This is a genomic window from Enterobacter cloacae complex sp. I3, assembly GCF_014896175.1.
In the GTDB taxonomy this organism is placed as follows: Bacteria; Pseudomonadota; Gammaproteobacteria; order Enterobacterales; family Enterobacteriaceae; genus Enterobacter; species Enterobacter bugandensis.
This window is the reverse complement of the sequence record NZ_JADBQZ010000007.1, coordinates 67115-84948: the sequence shown is the minus strand read 5'-3', so window position 1 is coordinate 84948 and position 17834 is coordinate 67115. Positions and strand designations below refer to the sequence as shown.

Sequence of the window (17834 nt, the reverse complement as noted above, 5' to 3'; positions counted from 1 at the left end):
CCGCGTAAGCGCAGCGCCACCGGGCAAGACCCCGCACCCAAGCCGGAGCCCAGCCTCCGGTTTTTTTGTTTTTGATTGATATACGTCAAGCAAGTTGGGTATGGCGCAATCCGAAAAAAGCGGTATAATCCCGCGATTTTTTTGCGGATGCCACCTCAGAGGAGAAAGAGAATGAAGATTGTGGAAGTGAAACACCCACTCGTTAAACACAAGTTGGGCCTGATGCGTGAGCATGACATCAGCACGAAGCGTTTTCGCGAACTGGCTTCTGAAGTGGGCAGCCTGCTGACCTACGAAGCAACCTCCGATCTGGAAACAGAAAAAGTGACCATCGAAGGCTGGAACGGTCCGGTGCAGGTTGAGCAGATCAAAGGTAAGAAAATTACCGTAGTGCCTATCCTGCGTGCCGGTCTTGGCATGATGGAAGGCGTGCTGGAGCACGTACCGAGCGCGCGCATCAGCGTGGTCGGTATCTACCGTAACGAAGAGACGCTGGAGCCGGTACCTTACTTCCAGAAGCTGGTCTCTAACATCGACGAGCGCATGGCGCTGGTGGTTGACCCAATGCTGGCGACCGGCGGTTCAATGATCGCCACCATCGATCTGCTGAAAAAAGCGGGCTGCAGCAGCATTAAGGTGCTGGTTCTGGTTGCTGCTCCGGAAGGGATCGCGGCGCTGGAGAAAGCGCACCCGGACGTTGAGCTGTACACCGCCTCTATCGACCAGGGGCTGAACGAGCACGGGTACATCATCCCGGGGCTCGGCGATGCCGGCGATAAGATCTTTGGTACGAAATAATCGAATAACGATAAATAAGCCGACTTTGATAGTCGGCTTTTTTTTGAATAAAAACCAACAATACTACACAGAGGAAAACACTATGACGCGCCGTGCTATCGGGGTGAGTGAAAGACCGCCGCTTTTACAGACTATCCCGCTTAGTTTGCAGCACCTGTTCGCTATGTTTGGCGCAACCGTGCTGGTGCCAATCCTGTTTCACATTAACCCGGCTACCGTGCTGCTTTTCAACGGCATCGGTACGCTGCTGTACCTCTTTATCTGTAAAGGCAAAATCCCGGCGTATCTGGGGTCGAGCTTTGCTTTTATCTCGCCGGTGCTGTTGCTGCTGCCGCTGGGTTATGAGGTCGCGCTGGGCGGCTTTATCATGTGTGGCGTGCTGTTCTGCCTGGTTTCCTTCATTGTGAAGAAAGCCGGTACCGGCTGGCTGGACGTGATGTTCCCGCCTGCGGCGATGGGCGCCATCGTTGCCGTCATCGGTCTGGAGCTGGCGGGCGTGGCGGCTAATATGGCCGGCCTGCTGCCTGCGGACGGCCAGTCGCCGGACTCCAAAACCATTATCATCTCACTGGTGACGCTGGGCGTGACGGTATTTGGCTCCGTGCTGTTCCGCGGTTTTATGGCGATTATCCCGATCCTGATCGGCGTGCTGGCGGGCTACGCGCTCTCCTTCGTCATGGGCGTTGTGGATACCACCCCGATTGCCGAGGCGCACTGGTTCGCGCTGCCAACTTTCTACACCCCACGCTTTGAATGGTTCGCCATTTTCACCATTCTGCCTGCCGCGCTGGTGGTAATTGCGGAGCACGTTGGCCACCTGGTGGTGACGGCGAACATTGTGAAGCGCGACCTGATCCGCGACCCGGGTCTGCACCGCTCCATGTTTGCCAACGGTTTCTCCACCATCATCTCCGGTTTCTTCGGTTCCACGCCAAACACCACCTACGGTGAAAACATCGGCGTGATGGCGATTACCCGCGTCTACAGTACCTGGGTTATCGGCGGCGCGGCGATCATCGCCATTCTGCTCTCCTGCGTGGGCAAGCTGGCGGCAGCGATTCAGATCATTCCTGTGCCGGTGATGGGCGGCGTTTCTCTGCTGTTGTACGGCGTGATCGGTGCCTCCGGTATTCGCGTGCTGATTGAATCCAAAGTGGATTACAGCAAGGCGCAAAACCTGATCCTGACCTCCGTTATCCTGATCATCGGCGTGAGCGGCGCGAAGGTGCACATCGGTGCGGCCGAGCTGAAGGGCATGGCGCTGGCGACCATCGTGGGCGTGGGCCTGAGCCTGATTTTCAAGCTGATCTCGGTGATCCGCCCGGAAGAGGTGGTGCTGGACGCTGACGAAAGCGAAAAAGCCCCACACTGATCCATTAACTGGGCGAAGGATCGCCCGGTTCTCTCCTGGCAGGTTCCGTGTTAAACTCATCGCCGATTTTATGTAAGATCTCTGGTTGAGGTATTTCTGAACGGACCGGCACAGCTCTCTCTGCCACTCTATCTCCCTGACGACGAAACTTTTGCGAGTTTCTGGCCGGGTGATAACCCCTCTTTACTGGCTGCACTGCAAAACGTGCTGCGTCAGGATCACAGCGGATACATCTATATCTGGTCACGCGAAGGCGCGGGGCGCAGCCACCTGCTGCATGCCGCCTGTGCCGAGCTTTCGGCGCGCGGCGATGCGGTCGGCTATGTGCCGCTGGATAAACGTACCTGGTTTGTGCCTGAAGTGCTTGAGGGCATGGAACATCTCTCGCTGGTCTGCATCGATAATATCGAATGCGTGGCGGGGGACGAGCCGTGGGAAATGGCGATCTTTAACCTCTACAACCGCATTCTGGAGTCGGGCAAAACCCGGCTGCTGATCACCGGCGATCGTCCGCCGCGCCAGCTTAATCTTGGGCTGCCGGATCTGGCGTCTCGTCTGGACTGGGGACAAATCTACAAGCTCCAGCCGCTATCAGATGAAGATAAGCTGCAGGCGTTACAGCTGCGAGCAAAGCAGCGCGGCTTTGAGCTGCCGGAAGACGTGGGCCGTTTCCTGCTCAAGCGTCTGGACCGCGAGATGCGCACCCTGTTTGATACGCTCGATCAGCTCGATCGCGCCTCCATTACCGCCCAGCGCAAGCTGACCATTCCGTTTGTGAAAGATATTCTTAAGCTGTAGTTATGCCGGGTGGCGTCTGCGCCTTACCCGGCCTACATATGGCGTCCGTAGGCCCGGTAAGCGCAGCGCCACCGGGCTAAAGATCCCCCACCAAGTGCTCCACCAGCAGCGGAATCGGCCTTCCCGACGCCACGCTCCTGCCGTTCTCGCGCCACAGCGCCGTGCCGCTGATGTCCAGATGCGCCCACGGGATCGTCTGCGGGCAAAAATGGTGCAGCAACCACGCCGCCGACGCGCTGATTGCCGCGTTGTTTGTCGGGGTGTTGCACAGATCGGCAATCGCGCTGTCGGTCTGCTTTTTCAGCCGCGCGTCCAGCGGCAGGGACCACACTTCGTCACCGCTCCGCTTACCCGCCTGCGTCAGCGCGGCGCGCAGCGGCTCGTCCTGCGTCATCAGCCCGCTCAGCTCATACCCCAGCGCTTTCACCACCGCACCGGTTAAGGTCGCCATATCAATGATATAGCGCGCCTGCGGATGGCGCTGGCTGGCCCAGGCGATGGCATCCGCCAGCACCAGTCGGCCTTCGGCGTCGGTGTTGTTGATTTCAACCGTCATGCCGTTGCAGGCCGTTGCTACCGAGCCGGGCTGCATGGCGTCCGGTCCGATGGCGTTTTCCGCCAGCGCCAGCACGCCCATGATGCGTACGGGCAGCGCCAGCTCTGCTACGGTCAGCACCAGCCCCAGCACGTTGGCCGCACCGCACATGTCGTATTTCATGGTGTACATGCCTGCGCCTTCCTTCAGCCACAGGCCGCCGGTATCGAAGGTGATGCCTTTACCTACGTAGCAGCGCACCGGGCCGTCAGAAACGCCGTCATAATGAATAGCCAGCAGACGTGGCGGACAGGTCGCCCCTTTGCCGACGGCGTTCAGCAGCCCAAGACCTTGCTCAACAATAGCCTTTTCGTTCAGCACCTCGCAGCGCAGGGCAGGGTAGGCGGCACACAGTTTTTGCGCCTCTTCGACCATAAACTGCGGCGTACAGCGATCGGAGGGTATATCCGCCAGGCGACGCGCTGCGACCATGCCGTGAGCGATGGCCTGCTGCTGGCGGAAAATTGTTTCCAGCTTCGCCTGCTGTTCCGGCAGGCAGAGGGCGGTGATGTGCTTAATACGAACGCACTCACTGGTTTTTTTCAGCTGTAAATCGCTCAGCCTGTGCGCCTGATTAAAGAGAAAACGCAGCACCTGCGCCAGCACCACCTCGTCGATATCCGTCACGTCCAGCACGATATCTGCGCTGATGGGAGAGGCAAACAGCGGTCGCAGGGCGGCAAGCAGGCCTTCAGTGAGCGCGTCATGCCAGAGCGCATCCGGCAGCAGGGTGATGCGCGCAAAGGGCGCGCAGCCAAAGCGGGTGTTCGCGATGCCGTCAGAGTCACGCATTTCCGCAACAAGCGCGGTTTGCGGCAACTGCGCACAGGAGACGCGGGCGATTAAATGGCTTCGTGGCTTCGCGTCAGAAAGCGCGGTGATAAACTGATACGCGATCATCATGACTCCTCAATCGGTGCGCGGATCCGCGCGGCGTAGGCCTGCATCCACTCTTCGTCCACGGCGTGATAGTGCGTTTTCTCCCGCAGGCGCTCGGTACGAAAAACGGTGAGGGGCTGACGGGCCGTCGCCACCACAAACGAGAAGGTTTTGATGTTAGTGGCGGCGCCAAATTCGCCCCTGTTGTTCATGCACACCACGGAGAGATCGCCCACGCGACCGAAGCGCGACATCAGCTTGTCTTCCAGCTCGAACACCACGGAGTCTGCCGCCTGCTGCGGCGTCATACCCTGCGCCATGCGACGAACGATTTCGTAGCTCGTGCAGCCTTTCATCAGATCTTCACCGACGCCCGTAGCGGTGGCCGCGCCGGTTTCGCTGTCGCAGTAAAAGCCGGAGCCGATAATCGGCGAATCCCCAATGCGGCCGCGTTTTTTCATAAACAGGCCGCTGGTGGAGGTGGCAACGCTCATCGACCCCTGCTTATCGAGGCCGATAATGCCGACGGTGTCGTGTCCGTCGTACGGGCTTAAGCCTTTATCCAGCGTCTCGCGGCAGCGTTTGCGGTAGTGCTGCATGGCGCGTTCGGTGAGCATGCTTTTGTCGGCAAAGCCCTGACTTAGCGCCCATTCACGCGCGCCCTGGCCGACCAGCAGGCTGTTGTAGCGCTGGCGGCTGAGCGCGTGCGCCACGCGCACCGGGTTGGCGATATCCACCAGGTTCCCCACGGCACCGAACGCCAGCGTGTCGCCGTCCATGAATGCCGCATCCAGCTCGACTTCGCCGTTTTCGGTCGGCAGCCCGCCGTAGCCGACGGATTTATAAAACGGAAAGTCTTCGACGGCGGCGACGGCATCAACCACCGCCGTAGCGACCGGTTTTCCCGCCGCCAGGGCAGACGCAGATTCCGTTACCCCTTCAAGCGCCATTCGCCAGGTTGCGATAATTCCCCACATGCTTTACTCCTGTTTTGCAAGGGTGGTGTCGGTTTGCGTAACGGTGGCAATTTCCGCCGCGCGGTACTGTTTGTCCACGATACGCATGAAAGGCAGGTACAGCATGGCGCCAATCAGCAGGTTGATCAGCTGCATCACGCTGCCGCTCAGGTGTCCGGTGACGATAAAACCGCTGATCACCGGCGGCAGCGTCCAGGGGATAAACACCCCGGTGGTGACGGCGACCGCGCCAACCTTCATCGCCGCATACTGCACGGTGACCAGCACCAGCGGCACCAGGTTGAACGGAATAAGCATGATCGGGTTCATGATCACCGGCAGGCCAAACAGAATCGGCTCGTTGATGTTAAACACCGACGCCCCGGCGCCGAGGCGCGCCACTTCGCGCATGTTTTTACTGCGGGCGAAAATCAGCATCGCAATCACCAGCGACAGCGTAGCACCCGCGCCGCCCATCCAGATCATGTCAAAAAACTGTTCCGTGATAATGTGCGGCGGCGTCGTCCCCGCCTGGATAGCGGCGATGTTGTCGGTCTGGTTTTCCATCCACAGCGGACGAATGATGCCGTTAATCATCGAGCCGGAGTTAATGCCCACTGACCAGAGAATGGTGATGCTGAAAACGGTCATCAGCGCACCGAAATAGGAGGTGCCGTAGTGGCGCACCGGGGTAGCAACCACTTCATAAATAAACTGGTGGATGGTGTTGTAGTGAGTGTTTTCGAAGACGATGCGGATACCCAGTACCAGAATCATCACCAGCAGGGCGGGGATCAGCGCCGCGAACGACTCCTGCACCGCAGGAGGCACGCCGTCCGGCATTTTAATGACCAGATTTTTGCGCTTCAGCCAGCAGAACAGCTCCGTCCAGAGCAGCGAGCCGATCATCGCCACGAACAATCCTTTGCTGCCAATCCACTCCACCGGCATCACGGTAATCCCGCCATTTTCCGCCACCTTAATAAACGGCGTCAGGATCAGAAACGCGACCAGCGCCAGAATGCCGCAGGAGATGCGGTCCTCGCCGTAGTGTTCCGCCAGGCGGAAGGCGACCAGGAAGCTGATGAACAGCGACATGGTGGAGAACACCGCGTTGAATGGAATTTCAATAATCGCGCTCCAGCTCTCGCCAAAGGCCTGAGACATAAACTGCTGATAGGCCTGGTTAGGGAAGGAGGAGATAACCAGCAGAATGGAGCCGACGATAATAAATGGCATGAATGACACGTAGGCACCGCGAATGGCCCCGAGATGACGCTGCTGGGCCGTTTTCGCCGCCAGGGGCATCAGTTTTGCTTCAAGAAATCCCAGAACATTGTTCATTGTGAACTCCGTACAAGATTGAGGGGTGTTGTTTATGTTATGTCTGTGGATTATCAGTGAAGCGCGGCGAGCGAAAGGTGAAACCGGTCACAAAGCAATCGCCTGTGTTATATAAATCTCATATGATTAGTTAACGGAATTGTTGCGATGGAAATTAAACTACATGCCAATGCGACCACCACGCCGCGCATCCGCCGCTATCTGCAACAGTCAGATAAAAGCGACAGAGAGCTTGCCGTTGAGCTGGGGATCTCGGTCACGACCGTCAGGCGCTGGCGCAACCGCGACCAGGTTTCGGATAACCACACCACGCCAAAAGTGATACACAAAGCGTTGAGACAGGAGCAGGTGGCGCTGGTGAATGCGCTGCGCGACATCTCAGGGGCGCCGTTAGATGAACTGCTGCAGATGGTTAACGACGTGCTGGGGATCCGCGTTTCAAGGGCAACGCTAAATCGCTATCTCAAACCGGCCTCCGCGAAGCTAAAAGGGGGGCCGTTGCAGGGAATAAAAGCGCTGAAGGCTGGCATGCGGCCGCATACGCTGATGCTCCATCATCTGCCTTTATCCCTGCACATGGACGATGGGGGCGAACAACACCTGCTCTGGGCGCGCGAACCGGTGAGCGGCTGGTGTTATGCCCGGCTCTATGCGGGACTGTCGCCTCAGTTGCTCAATACCTGGACGAGGGCGCTGCTTGATGACTGTCCTGCTGATATACAATCTATTGAGACTTTTGGTTTTGAGCTGACGGAGGCTGCAAAAGATGTGGCTGTAAAAACGCATCCCCAAAAACACAACGCGCTTCAGGTGGCGGTGCCATTAGGCGATGTTATTCCTCGCGTAAATGATGAACCGGCGGGAGAGGTGTTGATCGCTCTGTGCGAGTTTTATAACCGGGGCAAAACGCAGAAAAAGCTGGGAGAGAGTACGCCGCAGGCGTTTCTGGAAGCGCTGCGGCGTAAGGACTAGAGGATGTCGAGCACTTCTTCCGGCGGACGGCCAATGCGCGCCTTGCCGTTCGCCACCACAATCGGGCGCTCAATCAGCTTTGGATTGTCGACCATCGCCTGTACCAGTTCAGCCTCGGTGAGGCGGCTGTCATCCAGATTAAGCGATTTATACAGATCCTCTTTCTGACGCATCAGTTCGCGCGCGCTGCCCATCCCCAGCATGTGCAGCAGCTCGCGGATCGTCTGAGCGTCCGGCGGCGTCTCCAGATACAGCACCACTTCCGGGTCGATGCCGTTAGATTTCAGCAGGCTGAGGGTGTCGCGGCTCTTGGAGCAGCGAGGGTTATGGTAAATTTTTACCGCGTCTGTCATGACTTCTCCTTTATTACATCTTCTCGTACGGCTTAAAGCGTTGTTGCAGGCCGCGCAGCTGGTCGATACGCGCATCGTAGCGGGCCTGCTGCAGGCTGCCGAGCTTCACCTGCGAGCTGGCGCTGCTGAGCAGGGAAATAGCCTGATCGAGACGGCCCGCCAGCGCCAGCCCTTCAGCACGCGCCGCCAGTTCCTGATCGCGGTTACCGAGTTGCCCCTGCGCCTGAGCGAGCAGCTCCCAGCCGTTCTGGTCGTCTTTATTGTTAAACGTGTAGCGGTTCAGAATGGTCACGGCCTGCGCAGGCTGACCGCCCTGCAAATAAGCGTTCGCCAGGTTAAGCTGCAGCACCGGGTTGGTCCGTATGTCTTTCGCCCCTTTCAGGCGGTTAATCGCATCAGTGGCTTTCTTCTGCCCCAGATCGATGTCCGTCGAGAGATCGAGATACCACGGATTGTTCGGGTCGGCTGCCAGCAGCGGCTGCAGCGCTTTACGCGCCTCGTCGTATTTACTGGCTTCCATCGCCTGTAGCGCCTGACCATACTGCGCGGCATTTTTTTCCCGCACGTTGCCTTTCGCCAGGGTATCCAGCAGATCGCTGGTGAGCTGGTTACGTCCGGAGTTGTACATGCCGAGCGTTCTTACTTTCGCCATGTAGAAGTCCTGCGAAGACTGCACGACCACCGGGCGCATCTGGTTGGCACGGTTGCGTGCGTCCGAGAGACGGCTTTCCGGCAGCGGGTGGGTGAGCAAAATTTCCGGCGGACGGGAAGAATACCGTGCCTGGTCGAGCAGTTTTTCCAGGAAGCTCGGCATGGCCTGCGGGTCAAAGCCGGAGCGCTGTAAAACCTGAATGCCGATGCGGTCAGCTTCCTGCTCGTTTTGCTGGGTGAAGCTGATCATCCCCTGACGCGTTCCCGCAAGCGTACCGGTCAGGGCCGCCATCCCGGCCTGCGGGCTGGCCATCGCCAGCAGAATAGAGCCCAGTGCGCCCACCCAGGTGAGCGGGGCGTTACGCTTCTGGTCTTCCATTGCACGCGCGAGGTGGCGCTGGGTAACGTGCGAAATTTCGTGCGCCATTACCGAAGCCAGCTGGCTTTCGTTGTCTGAGTAACGGAATAACGCCGAATGCAGCACCACGTTTCCGCCGAAGAAGGCGAAGGCGTTGATTTCGTCGTTATTAATTAAATAGAAGTGGAAGGGCGTTTTTACCGAGTCGGCGTGCGCCACCAGGCGCATCCCCAGCCCGTTAATGTACTGCACCAGCAAAGGGTCGTTGATCAGCGGGGCGCTGCCGCGCAGCTGGCGCACATAGTAATCACCCATCTGCATCTCTTGCCCGATAGAGAGCGTGCTTCCTGCCGTGGTGCCCATGTCCGGCAATGAATCGGACGAGTCAGCGAAAGCGGGCAACACCTGACCGACCGTCACTGCGGCAATCAGTGTTGCAACCAGTGTTTTTCTCAACTGCCTGAACATAACCACTGTCCTGTATGTTGGAGGTGCTAATTTGACCGATGAACCGGCATATCGTTCATCTCTGCTGCCCTGCGAGTGTAGCCGTGTTACCGCATGAATAAAATCCCATTCATCAGGCTTTTGCGGATTGTGACAGGGATACAAAAAGCGAAAGTCTTTTTTGTGACAGTTAGATACAATTCACCGTCTCACTCCCGCCAATCGATTCAGGGAAGGGTTGTATGCTCGAAATGTTAATGCAGTGGTATCGGCGTCGGTTCAGTGACCCGGAAGCCATTGCTTTGCTGGTTATTCTGGTTGCCGGGTTCGGTATTCTGTTCTTCTTCAGCGGCCTGCTCGCCCCTCTGCTGGTGGCGATTGTGCTCGCGTACCTGCTGGAGTGGCCAACGGCGCGCCTGGAACATATCGGCTGTTCGCGCCGCTGGGCGACCAGCATCGTGCTGGTGCTGTTTGTCGGCATTCTGCTGCTGATGGCATTTGTGGTGATGCCGGTTGCCTGGCAGCAGGGGATCTACCTGATCCGCGATATGCCCGGGATGTTGAACAAGCTGTCTGATTTCGCCGCCACGCTGCCGCGTCGTTACCCCGCGCTGATGGATGCGGGGATCATAGATGCGATGGCCGAAAACATGCGCGCCCGCATCATGACGATGGGCGATTCGGTGGTGAAATACTCTCTGGCCTCGCTGGTGGGTCTGCTGACGCTGGCCGTCTATCTTGTGCTCGTGCCGCTAATGGTGTTCTTCCTGGTCAAGGACAAAGAGCAGATGCTGAACGCGGTACGCCGCGTGCTGCCGCGCAATCGCGGGCTGGCCGGGCAGGTCTGGCAGGAGATGAACCAGCAGATCACCAACTACATTCGCGGCAAGGTGCTGGAGATGATAGTCGTGGGAGTCGCCACCTGGATTGGCTTCCTGATCTTCGGCCTGAACTACTCGCTGCTGCTGGCGGTGCTGGTCGGATTTTCGGTTCTGATCCCGTATATCGGCGCGTTTGTGGTAACCATTCCGGTGGTGGGCGTTGCGCTGTTCCAGTTTGGTCTGGGTACCGAGTTCTGGAGCTGCTTTGCGGTATACCTGATTATTCAGGGGCTGGACGGTAACCTGCTGGTGCCGGTGCTGTTCTCCGAGGCCGTGAACCTGCATCCGCTGGTGATTATCCTGTCGGTGGTGATTTTCGGCGGGCTGTGGGGATTCTGGGGCGTGTTCTTTGCCATTCCGCTGGCGACGCTGATTAAAGCGGTGGTGCACGCGTGGCCGGATGTGCCTGCGGTGGAAGAGAAGTAGATTTTGTGCGGCCTGATGCCCTCACCCGACCCTCTCCCTGTGGGAGAGGGGGAACACACTAAAAACGGCAACCTGGGTTGCCGTTTTGCTGTTTATCAGGCGCTTTGTTTCAGCCAGTTCAACACCACGTCGTGGTGGTTGCTGGTTTTGAAGTCGTCAAACACATGTTCAACTTTACCGTCAGCGTCAATCAGGAAGCTGATGCGGTGAATGCCGTCGTAGGTTTTACCCATAAAGGTCTTTTCACCCCAGACGCCGAACTGCTCGCAGACCTGGTGGTCTTCGTCGGAAAGCAGCGTGAAGTTCAGCAGCTCTTTTTCCGCAAATCGTGACAGCTTTTCTGGTTTATCCGTGCTGATTCCCAGCACTTCCACGCCGACTTTCTTCAACTCGTCCATGTTGTCGCGTAAGCCGCAGGCCTGTACGGTGCAGCCGGGGGTCATGGCTTTCGGGTAGAAATAGACCAGAACACGCTGTCCCTGGAAGTCGGTCAAATTTACTTGCTCACCGTCTTGATCCGGTAAGCTAAATTTCGGTGCGATGTCACCGGCTTTCAGTGGATTCATTACTCAACTCCATCCTGTTCGTGCTGCGAATAATTGACGACGCTTATACTGCCCTGCGCGTTTAATTCTGTACAGAGGGCTTTGAACGCTTGCTCGATATTTGACGCATCCTGCGAGGCAGGGCTGTGTGCGGTAATTTGAATAAAGAGCGTGGGAACGGTGCTTCCGTCGCCCGGCTGCGTGCGGGAGACGAGTTCGGCAATGTTCATCTGATGGCTGTCGAACAGCGCGGTAAAGCGCTCAATCAGATGCGGAGAATCAGGGACTTCAACCTGCACCCAGACGGTCGCAGGCATGGCCGGACGCGGGCGCGCGGTGGTGCGCTTCATGACGATCAGCAAATCCAGCTCCGCGCCTTTCAGCGGCAGGGTGGATTCAATAAGGGTAATGGCATTCCATGTTCCGGACAGCAGCATGATAAACGTGAACTCTTCGCCGAGCATCGCCAGGCGGCTGTCTTCGATGTTACAGCCGCAGCTGCTCACGTGACGGGTGATGGTGTTCACGATACCCGGCCTGTCGGCACCCAGCGCGGTGATAACCAGGTAATGTTGTGATGAGGTTGTCAAACCTGTTCTTCCTTTGCATGGTTAAGTCTTCCTAAGGAAAGCATAAAAAAAACGTGCATACAACCGCCAGAGGGCCTCAGGTCGCTTGCTTTTATTACAGTTCCAAACGTACCATTGAGGCTCTTGTTCGCACAGAGGATGGCTCATGTTCACGGGAAGTATTGTCGCGCTTGTTACACCGATGGATGAAAAAGGTAATGTCTGCCGGTCCAGCATGAAAAAGCTGATTGATTACCATGTCGCCAATGGAACCTCGGCGATCGTTTCGGTAGGGACTACCGGTGAATCTGCAACGCTGAGCCACGAAGAGCACGGCGATGTGGTTATGCTGACCCTGGAACTGGCTGACGGACGTATTCCGGTCATTGCGGGGACAGGTGCTAATGCGACCGCAGAAGCGATCAGCCTGACCAAACGTTTTAACGACAGCGGCATCGTGGGCTGTCTGACGGTCACCCCTTACTACAACCGTCCTACTCAGGAAGGTTTGTTCCAGCACTTCAAAGCCATCGCTGAACATACTGACTTGCCACAAATTCTGTATAATGTGCCGTCCCGTACCGGCTGCGATATGCTGCCGGAAACCGTTGGTCGTCTCTCGGAAGTAAAAAATATTATCGGTATTAAAGAGGCGACAGGGAACTTAAGCCGCGTTCATCAGATCAAAGAGCTGGTTTCAGACGACTTTATCCTGTTGAGTGGTGATGATGCGACCTCGCTGGACTTTATGCAGCTTGGTGGTCATGGCGTGATCTCCGTAACGGCAAACGTTGCGGCGCGCGATATGGCTGAAATGTGCAAACTGGCCGCAGCCGGTCACTATAATGAAGCGCGTGTCATTAATCAGCGTCTGATGCCGTTGCACAATAAATTATTTGTCGAACCCAATCCGATCCCAGTGAAATGGGCGTGTAAGGAGTTGGGGCTTGTAGCATCCGATACGCTGCGTTTGCCAATGACACCGATTACCGACCACGGTCGCGACATCGTCAGGGCAGCGCTGAAGCATGCCGGTTTGCTGTAAAGTTTAGGGAGATTTGATGGCTTATTCAGTACAGAAGTCGCGCCTGGCGAAGGTTGCGAGTGTTTCGCTTGTTATGCTGCTCGCTGCCTGTAGTTCAGACTCGCGCTACAAGCGCCAGGTGAGCGGTGATGAATCCTATCTGGATGCGACCCCGCTTGCTGAACTTCATGCACCGGCTGGTATGATCCTGCCGATTCAAAACGGCGATTATAATATTCCCGTGACCAACGGCAGCGGCCTGGTTGGTAAAGCGCTTGATATTCGTCCGCCAGCACAGCCTCTGGCGCTGGTAAGCGGGGCGCGTACCCAGTTCACCGGTGACACGGCGTCTCTGCTGGTTGAAAGCGCGCGTGGAAGCAATCTGTGGCCACAGGTCGTCAGCGTTATTCAGGCGAAGAATTACACCATTGATAAGCGCGATGACGCCAGCCAGACGTTAACCACCGACTGGATCGAGTGGAACCGTCTTGATGAAGATCAGCAGTACCGTGGACGCTATCAGGTCTCCGTGAAACCACAGGGTTACCAGCAGGCAGTTAACGTTAAGCTGTTGAACCTGGAGCAGGCGGGTAAACCGGTTGCGGATGCCGCCTCTATGCAGCGTTACAGCACTGAAATGCTGAACGTGATCGCCGCAGGTCTGGATAAGACTGCTACCGATGCCGCCAACGCCGCGCAGAACCGTAACGGCGTCACTTACGACGTTCAGAGCGGCGCGGATGACACCGGCCTGCCAATGCTGGTGGTGCGTGCACCGTTTAACCAGACCTGGCAGCGCCTGCCAGCGACGCTGGAAAAAGTGGGCATGAAAGTGACCGACAGCACCCGTTCAACCGGCAGCATGACGGCGACCTATAAGCCGCTGTCCGACAGCGCGTGGCAGGAACTGGGCGCCAAAGATCCTCAGCTAGCCTCCGGTGATTACAAGATTCAGGTAGGTGACCTCGATAACCGCAGCAGCCTGCAGTTTATCGATCCAAAAGGTCACACGCTGACCCAGGCGCAGAACGATGCGCTGGTCGCTGTCTTCCAGGCAGCATTCAGCAAATAAATACGAGGGCGGGTTAATCCCGCCCTTTTTATTTTCGTGCTACGCAAACGTGTGCGTGGCATAATATACCCCGTTTTGAACGCAAATTATCACACCAGGAGTAATGAAGATGCAGAAGCAAGCTGAGTTGTATCGTGGCAAAGCGAAGACCGTATACAGCACGGAGAACCCGGATCTGTTGGTGCTCGAGTTCCGCAATGATACGTCAGCAGGGGATGGCGCCCGCATTGAGCAGTTCGATCGTAAAGGCATGGTGAACAACAAGTTCAACCACTTCATTATGACCAAACTGGCCGAAGCGGGTATCCCGACCCAGATGGAAGCGTTGCTGTCCGATACGGAATGTCTGGTGAAAAAACTGGATATGGTTCCGGTTGAGTGCGTGATTCGTAACCGTGCGGCAGGCTCCCTGGTGAAGCGTCTGGGCATTGAAGAAGGTATCGAGCTGAATCCACCGCTGTTCGACCTGTTCCTGAAAAACGATGCCATGCACGACCCAATGGTCAACGAATCCTACTGCGAAACCTTCGGCTGGGTGAGCAAAGAGAACCTGGCGCGCATGCAGGAACTGACCTACAAAGCCAACGACGTGCTGAAAAAGCTGTTTGATGACGCGGGCCTGATTCTCGTCGACTTCAAGCTGGAGTTTGGTCTGTTCAAAGGTGAAGTAGTGCTGGGCGACGAGTTCTCCCCGGACGGCAGCCGCCTGTGGGATAAAGAAACCCTGGATAAAATGGACAAAGACCGTTTCCGTCAGAGCCTGGGTGGCCTGATTGAAGCCTACGAGGCGGTAGCTCACCGTTTAGGCGTTAAGCTCGACTAAGTTCCTCAGTTGCCAAAGGATGTTCGCATCCTTTGGCGTCTTACCTTTGTTTCCTATGGTAATCTTGCCGTTAACCGCCTACGATCATAGCTATTATTAATGGAATAGTTCGAGGTGGTTATGCGCTGGCAAGGGCGTCGTGAAAGTGACAATGTAGAAGACAGACGCAGTGATGGTGGCGGCGGTCCTTCAATGGGCGGGCCCGGCTTCCGCTTACCCAGCGGCAAGGGCGGTATCATCCTGCTGATTGTGGTGCTGGTCGCAGGTTACTACGGGGTCGATCTCACCGGTCTGATGACCGGTCAACCGCTGCAGCAGCAACAGTCTCAGCACTCCATCAGCCCGAATGAAGATGAAGCGGCCAAATTTACCTCCGTTATTCTCGCCACAACTGAAGACACCTGGAGTCAGCAGTTCGAGAAGATGGGGCGCACCTACCAGCAGCCGAAGCTGGTGATGTACCGGGGCGCAACCCGCACCGGATGCGGTACCGGGCAATCTGTGATGGGGCCGTTCTACTGCCCGGCAGACGGCACCGTCTATATCGATCTCTCTTTTTACGATGACATGAAACGCAAGCTTGGCGCTGACGGTGATTTTGCTCAGGGCTACGTTATCGCGCATGAAGTCGGCCATCACGTGCAAAAGCTGCTGGGGATTGAGCCCAAAGTGCGCCAGCTGCAGCAGAACGCGTCTCAGGCCGAAGTGAACCGCCTTTCCGTCAAAATGGAACTGCAGGCGGACTGCTTCGCGGGCGTCTGGGGCCACAGCATGCAGCAGCAGGGCGTGCTGGAATCCGGGGATCTTGAAGAGGCATTAAACGCGGCTGAGGCCATCGGCGACGACCGTTTGCAGCAGCAGAGCCAGGGTCATGTCGTGCCGGACAGCTTCACTCACGGTACGTCACAGCAGCGCTACAGCTGGTTCAAGCGCGGCTTTGACAGCGGCGATCCGGCCCAGTGTAATACCTTCGGCAAAGCCATGTGATGGTGTCGTTTGAACATCTGACGCGCGAGCTTGAGCGTACCGGGCACCGCCGTCTGGTGGTGCTCACTGGCGATGAACAATGGACGTTGAGCCAGGCGGCTGGCCTGCGTGATGCCTTGCCGGGAGACTGGCTGTGGCTGGAGGAGAATCCCTCAAAAGCCGTTAGCGGGATGCTGGGGCGAGAATACCTGCACGCCGTTTTTGACGCGCGTGCCGGGTTTGATGTTTCAGCCTTTGCCGCACTCAGCGGGACGCTGCGCGCCGGAAGTCTGCTGGTGCTGCTGGTGCCGCCTCTCGCTGACTGGGCCGACAGGCCCGACGGCGATTCCGTGCGCTGGAGCGACAGCGCAGAACCCATCGCCACCCCGCGCTTCGTTCACCATTTTTGCCGGACGCTTGCCGCCGATGCGGATGCGATCGTCTGGCAACAGCATCTTCCTCTCTCTCTTCCCGCTGCGCCGGATTCGCCCGCCTGGCAGCCAGCCAGCGGCGAGCCGCAGCGCGAGCAGGCGGAGATCCTCGACGCGCTTCTGACCATGCCTGCGGGCGTCGCTGCCGTGACGGCGCCGCGGGGGCGCGGAAAGTCAGCCCTGGCGGGGATGCTGCTCAACAGCATTCAGGGGAGTGCGGTGGTCACTGCACCGGCCAAAGGGGCAACGGATGTCATTGCGCGCTTCGCTGGCGGGCGTTTTCACTTTATGGCCCCGGATGCGCTGCTGGCCTCCACGACAGAAGCCGACTGGCTGATTGTTGATGAAGCCGCAGCCATCCCCGGCCCGCTGCTGGACAAGCTGGTGTCGCGCTTTCCCCGCGTGTTGCTGACCACCACGGTCCAGGGTTATGAAGGTACGGGCAGGGGGTTTCTGCTCAAGTTCTGCGCCCGGTTCAGCGGGCTGCGGCGCTATACCTTAACCACCCCCATTCGCTGGGCGGCCGGGTGTCCGCTTGAGCGGATAGTGGCGAATACGCTGCTGTTTGACGACGCGCTTATTGACCGTAAACCGGAAGGTGACGTGCGTTTACGGTCGCTAGAGCCGCGGATGTGGGAGAGCGACCCGGCGCGCGTGGCAAGCGTGTATGAACTGCTGTGTGCCGCGCACTACCGGACGTCCCCGCTCGATTTACGCCGGATGATGGACGCCCCCGGACAGTACTTTGCGGTTGCACACGCGGGGGCGGATATGTCGGGCGCGCTCTGGCTGGTGGAAGAGGGGGGATTGCCCCCCGAACTGAGCCGCGCGGTGTGGGCGGGCTTTCGTCGTCCTCGCGGGAACCTTGTGGCGCAGTCACTGGCGGCGCACGGCGGGTCGCCTCTCGCAGCGACGCTGAAGGGGCGGCGGATTAGCCGCATTGCGGTGCATCCCCACCGTCAACGGGAAGGCATCGGCCAGCGGCTTATTCGCAGCGTCAGCGGTGAAGATTATCTCTCGGTAAGCTTTGGCTATACCGACGAGCTGTGGCGTTTCTGGCGGCAGTGCGGCTTTGTGCTGGTGCGAATGGGCAGCCATCGGGAAGCCAGCAGCGGGTGCTACACGGCGATGGCCTTACTGCCGCATAGCGAGGCCGGGCACCGCCTGTGCGCGCAGGAGCACCAGCGCCTGTGTCGTGATATGCGCGTTCTTTCAGCCTGGAACGGCGAAAAGATCCCGGTGACCGATGCCTGGGAAGCTACCCTTAATAGTGACGACTGGCTGGAGCTGGCGGGGTTTGCCTTTGCGCACCGGGCATTTTCAACCTCGGTTGCTGCCCTGACGCGGCTGATGTTAGCCACAGACATGCCGCTCCCGGCGTTGCGCGGGAAAATAGAGGGTAAGACGGAGGAGAAGGGGCGAAAAGCGCTGCTGGCTAAACTGCGGAGTGAAACCGCGCAAGCGCTTGAGAGCCTTGATTATTCCCGCTGCCAGCAGCTGAAAGCCGACATTTTGCAATGGCAATTTTTTCAATGACTTCTTCAGTAAAGTGGCATGGTCATTACCCCGCAGAG

The 17834-nt window shown here is 57.8% G+C and carries 17 protein-coding genes; 10 read left to right on the top strand and 7 right to left on the bottom strand.

Annotated features, from left to right (window positions below; genetic code table 11):
* Positions 1-171 precede the first annotated feature (171 nt).
* From upp to IM271_RS07005, 3 genes are all read left to right on the top strand, one after another.
* Positions 172-798: a uracil phosphoribosyltransferase gene (gene upp / locus IM271_RS07015; RefSeq protein WP_008501641.1), complete on the top strand. Its 627-nt coding sequence runs from the start codon at positions 172-174 to the stop codon at positions 796-798.
* A gap of 82 nt (positions 799-880) precedes the next feature.
* The gene (uraA, locus tag IM271_RS07010; protein WP_017692944.1) at positions 881-2170 is read left to right on the top strand and encodes a uracil permease; all 1290 of its coding nucleotides are present in this window, start codon (positions 881-883) and stop codon (positions 2168-2170) included.
* Between the two features lie 96 nt (positions 2171-2266).
* Complete coding sequence (locus IM271_RS07005; protein ID WP_211438414.1) at positions 2267-2968, top strand: DnaA inactivator Hda; 702 nt, start codon at positions 2267-2269, stop codon at positions 2966-2968.
* A gap of 76 nt (positions 2969-3044) precedes the next feature.
* Here IM271_RS07005 and IM271_RS07000 read toward each other — a convergent pair whose 3' ends face one another.
* Genes IM271_RS07000 through celB form a run of 3 tightly spaced genes read right to left on the bottom strand, consistent with a single transcriptional unit; the run spans position 3045 to position 6742 of the window.
* A complete protein-coding gene (locus IM271_RS07000; RefSeq protein ID WP_048999503.1) occupies positions 3045-4463 on the bottom strand; it encodes a M17 family metallopeptidase in 1419 nt (472 codons plus the stop codon).
* The gene (locus IM271_RS06995; RefSeq protein ID WP_028014028.1) at positions 4463-5419 is read right to left on the bottom strand and encodes a N(4)-(beta-N-acetylglucosaminyl)-L-asparaginase; all 957 of its coding nucleotides are present in this window, start codon (positions 5417-5419) and stop codon (positions 4463-4465) included. Before IM271_RS06995 ends, IM271_RS07000 begins: the two co-directional genes overlap by 1 nt.
* A 3-nt stretch (positions 5420-5422) precedes the next feature.
* Complete coding sequence (gene celB, locus IM271_RS06990; RefSeq protein ID WP_047368073.1) at positions 5423-6742, bottom strand: PTS cellobiose transporter subunit IIC; 1320 nt, start codon at positions 6740-6742, stop codon at positions 5423-5425.
* 147 nt (positions 6743-6889) lie between these two features.
* Between celB and IM271_RS06985 the strand changes: the two genes are divergently transcribed.
* Positions 6890-7714 (top strand): homeodomain-like domain protein, encoded by an 825-nt coding sequence (locus IM271_RS06985; protein WP_041908768.1) that lies wholly within the window; start codon positions 6890-6892, stop codon positions 7712-7714.
* On the opposite strand, the gene arsC is transcribed toward IM271_RS06985, so the two are convergent.
* Positions 7711-8067, bottom strand: coding sequence for an arsenate reductase (glutaredoxin) (gene arsC / locus IM271_RS06980; RefSeq protein ID WP_193052376.1), 357 nt, complete (start codon positions 8065-8067; stop codon positions 7711-7713). The two genes, IM271_RS06985 and arsC, sit on opposite strands and share 4 nt — an antisense overlap.
* 13 nt (positions 8068-8080) lie before the next feature.
* Positions 8081-9544 (bottom strand): beta-barrel assembly-enhancing protease, encoded by a 1464-nt coding sequence (gene bepA / locus IM271_RS06975; RefSeq protein WP_041908772.1) that lies wholly within the window; start codon positions 9542-9544, stop codon positions 8081-8083.
* Between the two features lie 221 nt (positions 9545-9765).
* On the opposite strand from bepA, the gene IM271_RS06970 reads away from it, so the two are divergent.
* Entirely contained in the window at positions 9766-10830 is a 1065-nt protein-coding gene (locus tag IM271_RS06970; protein ID WP_028014023.1) for an AI-2E family transporter, read from the top strand.
* Between the two features lie 95 nt (positions 10831-10925).
* Here the strand turns inward: IM271_RS06970 and bcp are convergent, their stop codons facing one another.
* Positions 10926-11396 (bottom strand): thioredoxin-dependent thiol peroxidase, encoded by a 471-nt coding sequence (gene bcp, locus IM271_RS06965; RefSeq protein WP_014171119.1) that lies wholly within the window; start codon positions 11394-11396, stop codon positions 10926-10928.
* The gene (locus IM271_RS06960) at positions 11396-11965 is read right to left on the bottom strand and encodes a glycine cleavage system transcriptional repressor (protein WP_048959913.1); all 570 of its coding nucleotides are present in this window, start codon (positions 11963-11965) and stop codon (positions 11396-11398) included. Before IM271_RS06960 ends, bcp begins: the two co-directional genes overlap by 1 nt.
* A gap of 145 nt (positions 11966-12110) precedes the next feature.
* On the opposite strand from IM271_RS06960, the gene dapA reads away from it, so the two are divergent.
* From dapA to IM271_RS06935, 5 genes are all read left to right on the top strand, one after another.
* The gene (dapA, locus tag IM271_RS06955; RefSeq protein WP_028014021.1) at positions 12111-12989 is read left to right on the top strand and encodes a 4-hydroxy-tetrahydrodipicolinate synthase; all 879 of its coding nucleotides are present in this window, start codon (positions 12111-12113) and stop codon (positions 12987-12989) included.
* 16 nt (positions 12990-13005) lie between these two features.
* The gene (bamC, locus tag IM271_RS06950) at positions 13006-14040 is read left to right on the top strand and encodes an outer membrane protein assembly factor BamC (protein ID WP_028014020.1); all 1035 of its coding nucleotides are present in this window, start codon (positions 13006-13008) and stop codon (positions 14038-14040) included.
* 109 nt (positions 14041-14149) lie between these two features.
* Positions 14150-14863 (top strand): phosphoribosylaminoimidazolesuccinocarboxamide synthase, encoded by a 714-nt coding sequence (purC, locus tag IM271_RS06945; RefSeq protein WP_023332985.1) that lies wholly within the window; start codon positions 14150-14152, stop codon positions 14861-14863.
* A gap of 120 nt (positions 14864-14983) precedes the next feature.
* On the top strand, positions 14984-15850 hold the full coding sequence (locus IM271_RS06940) for a neutral zinc metallopeptidase (RefSeq protein WP_028014019.1): 867 nt from the start codon (positions 14984-14986) through the stop codon (positions 15848-15850).
* A complete protein-coding gene (locus tag IM271_RS06935) occupies positions 15850-17796 on the top strand; it encodes a tRNA(Met) cytidine acetyltransferase TmcA (protein ID WP_193052407.1) in 1947 nt (648 codons plus the stop codon). The genes IM271_RS06940 and IM271_RS06935 overlap by 1 nt, the downstream gene beginning before the upstream one ends.
* Positions 17797-17834: the final 38 nt, after the last annotated feature.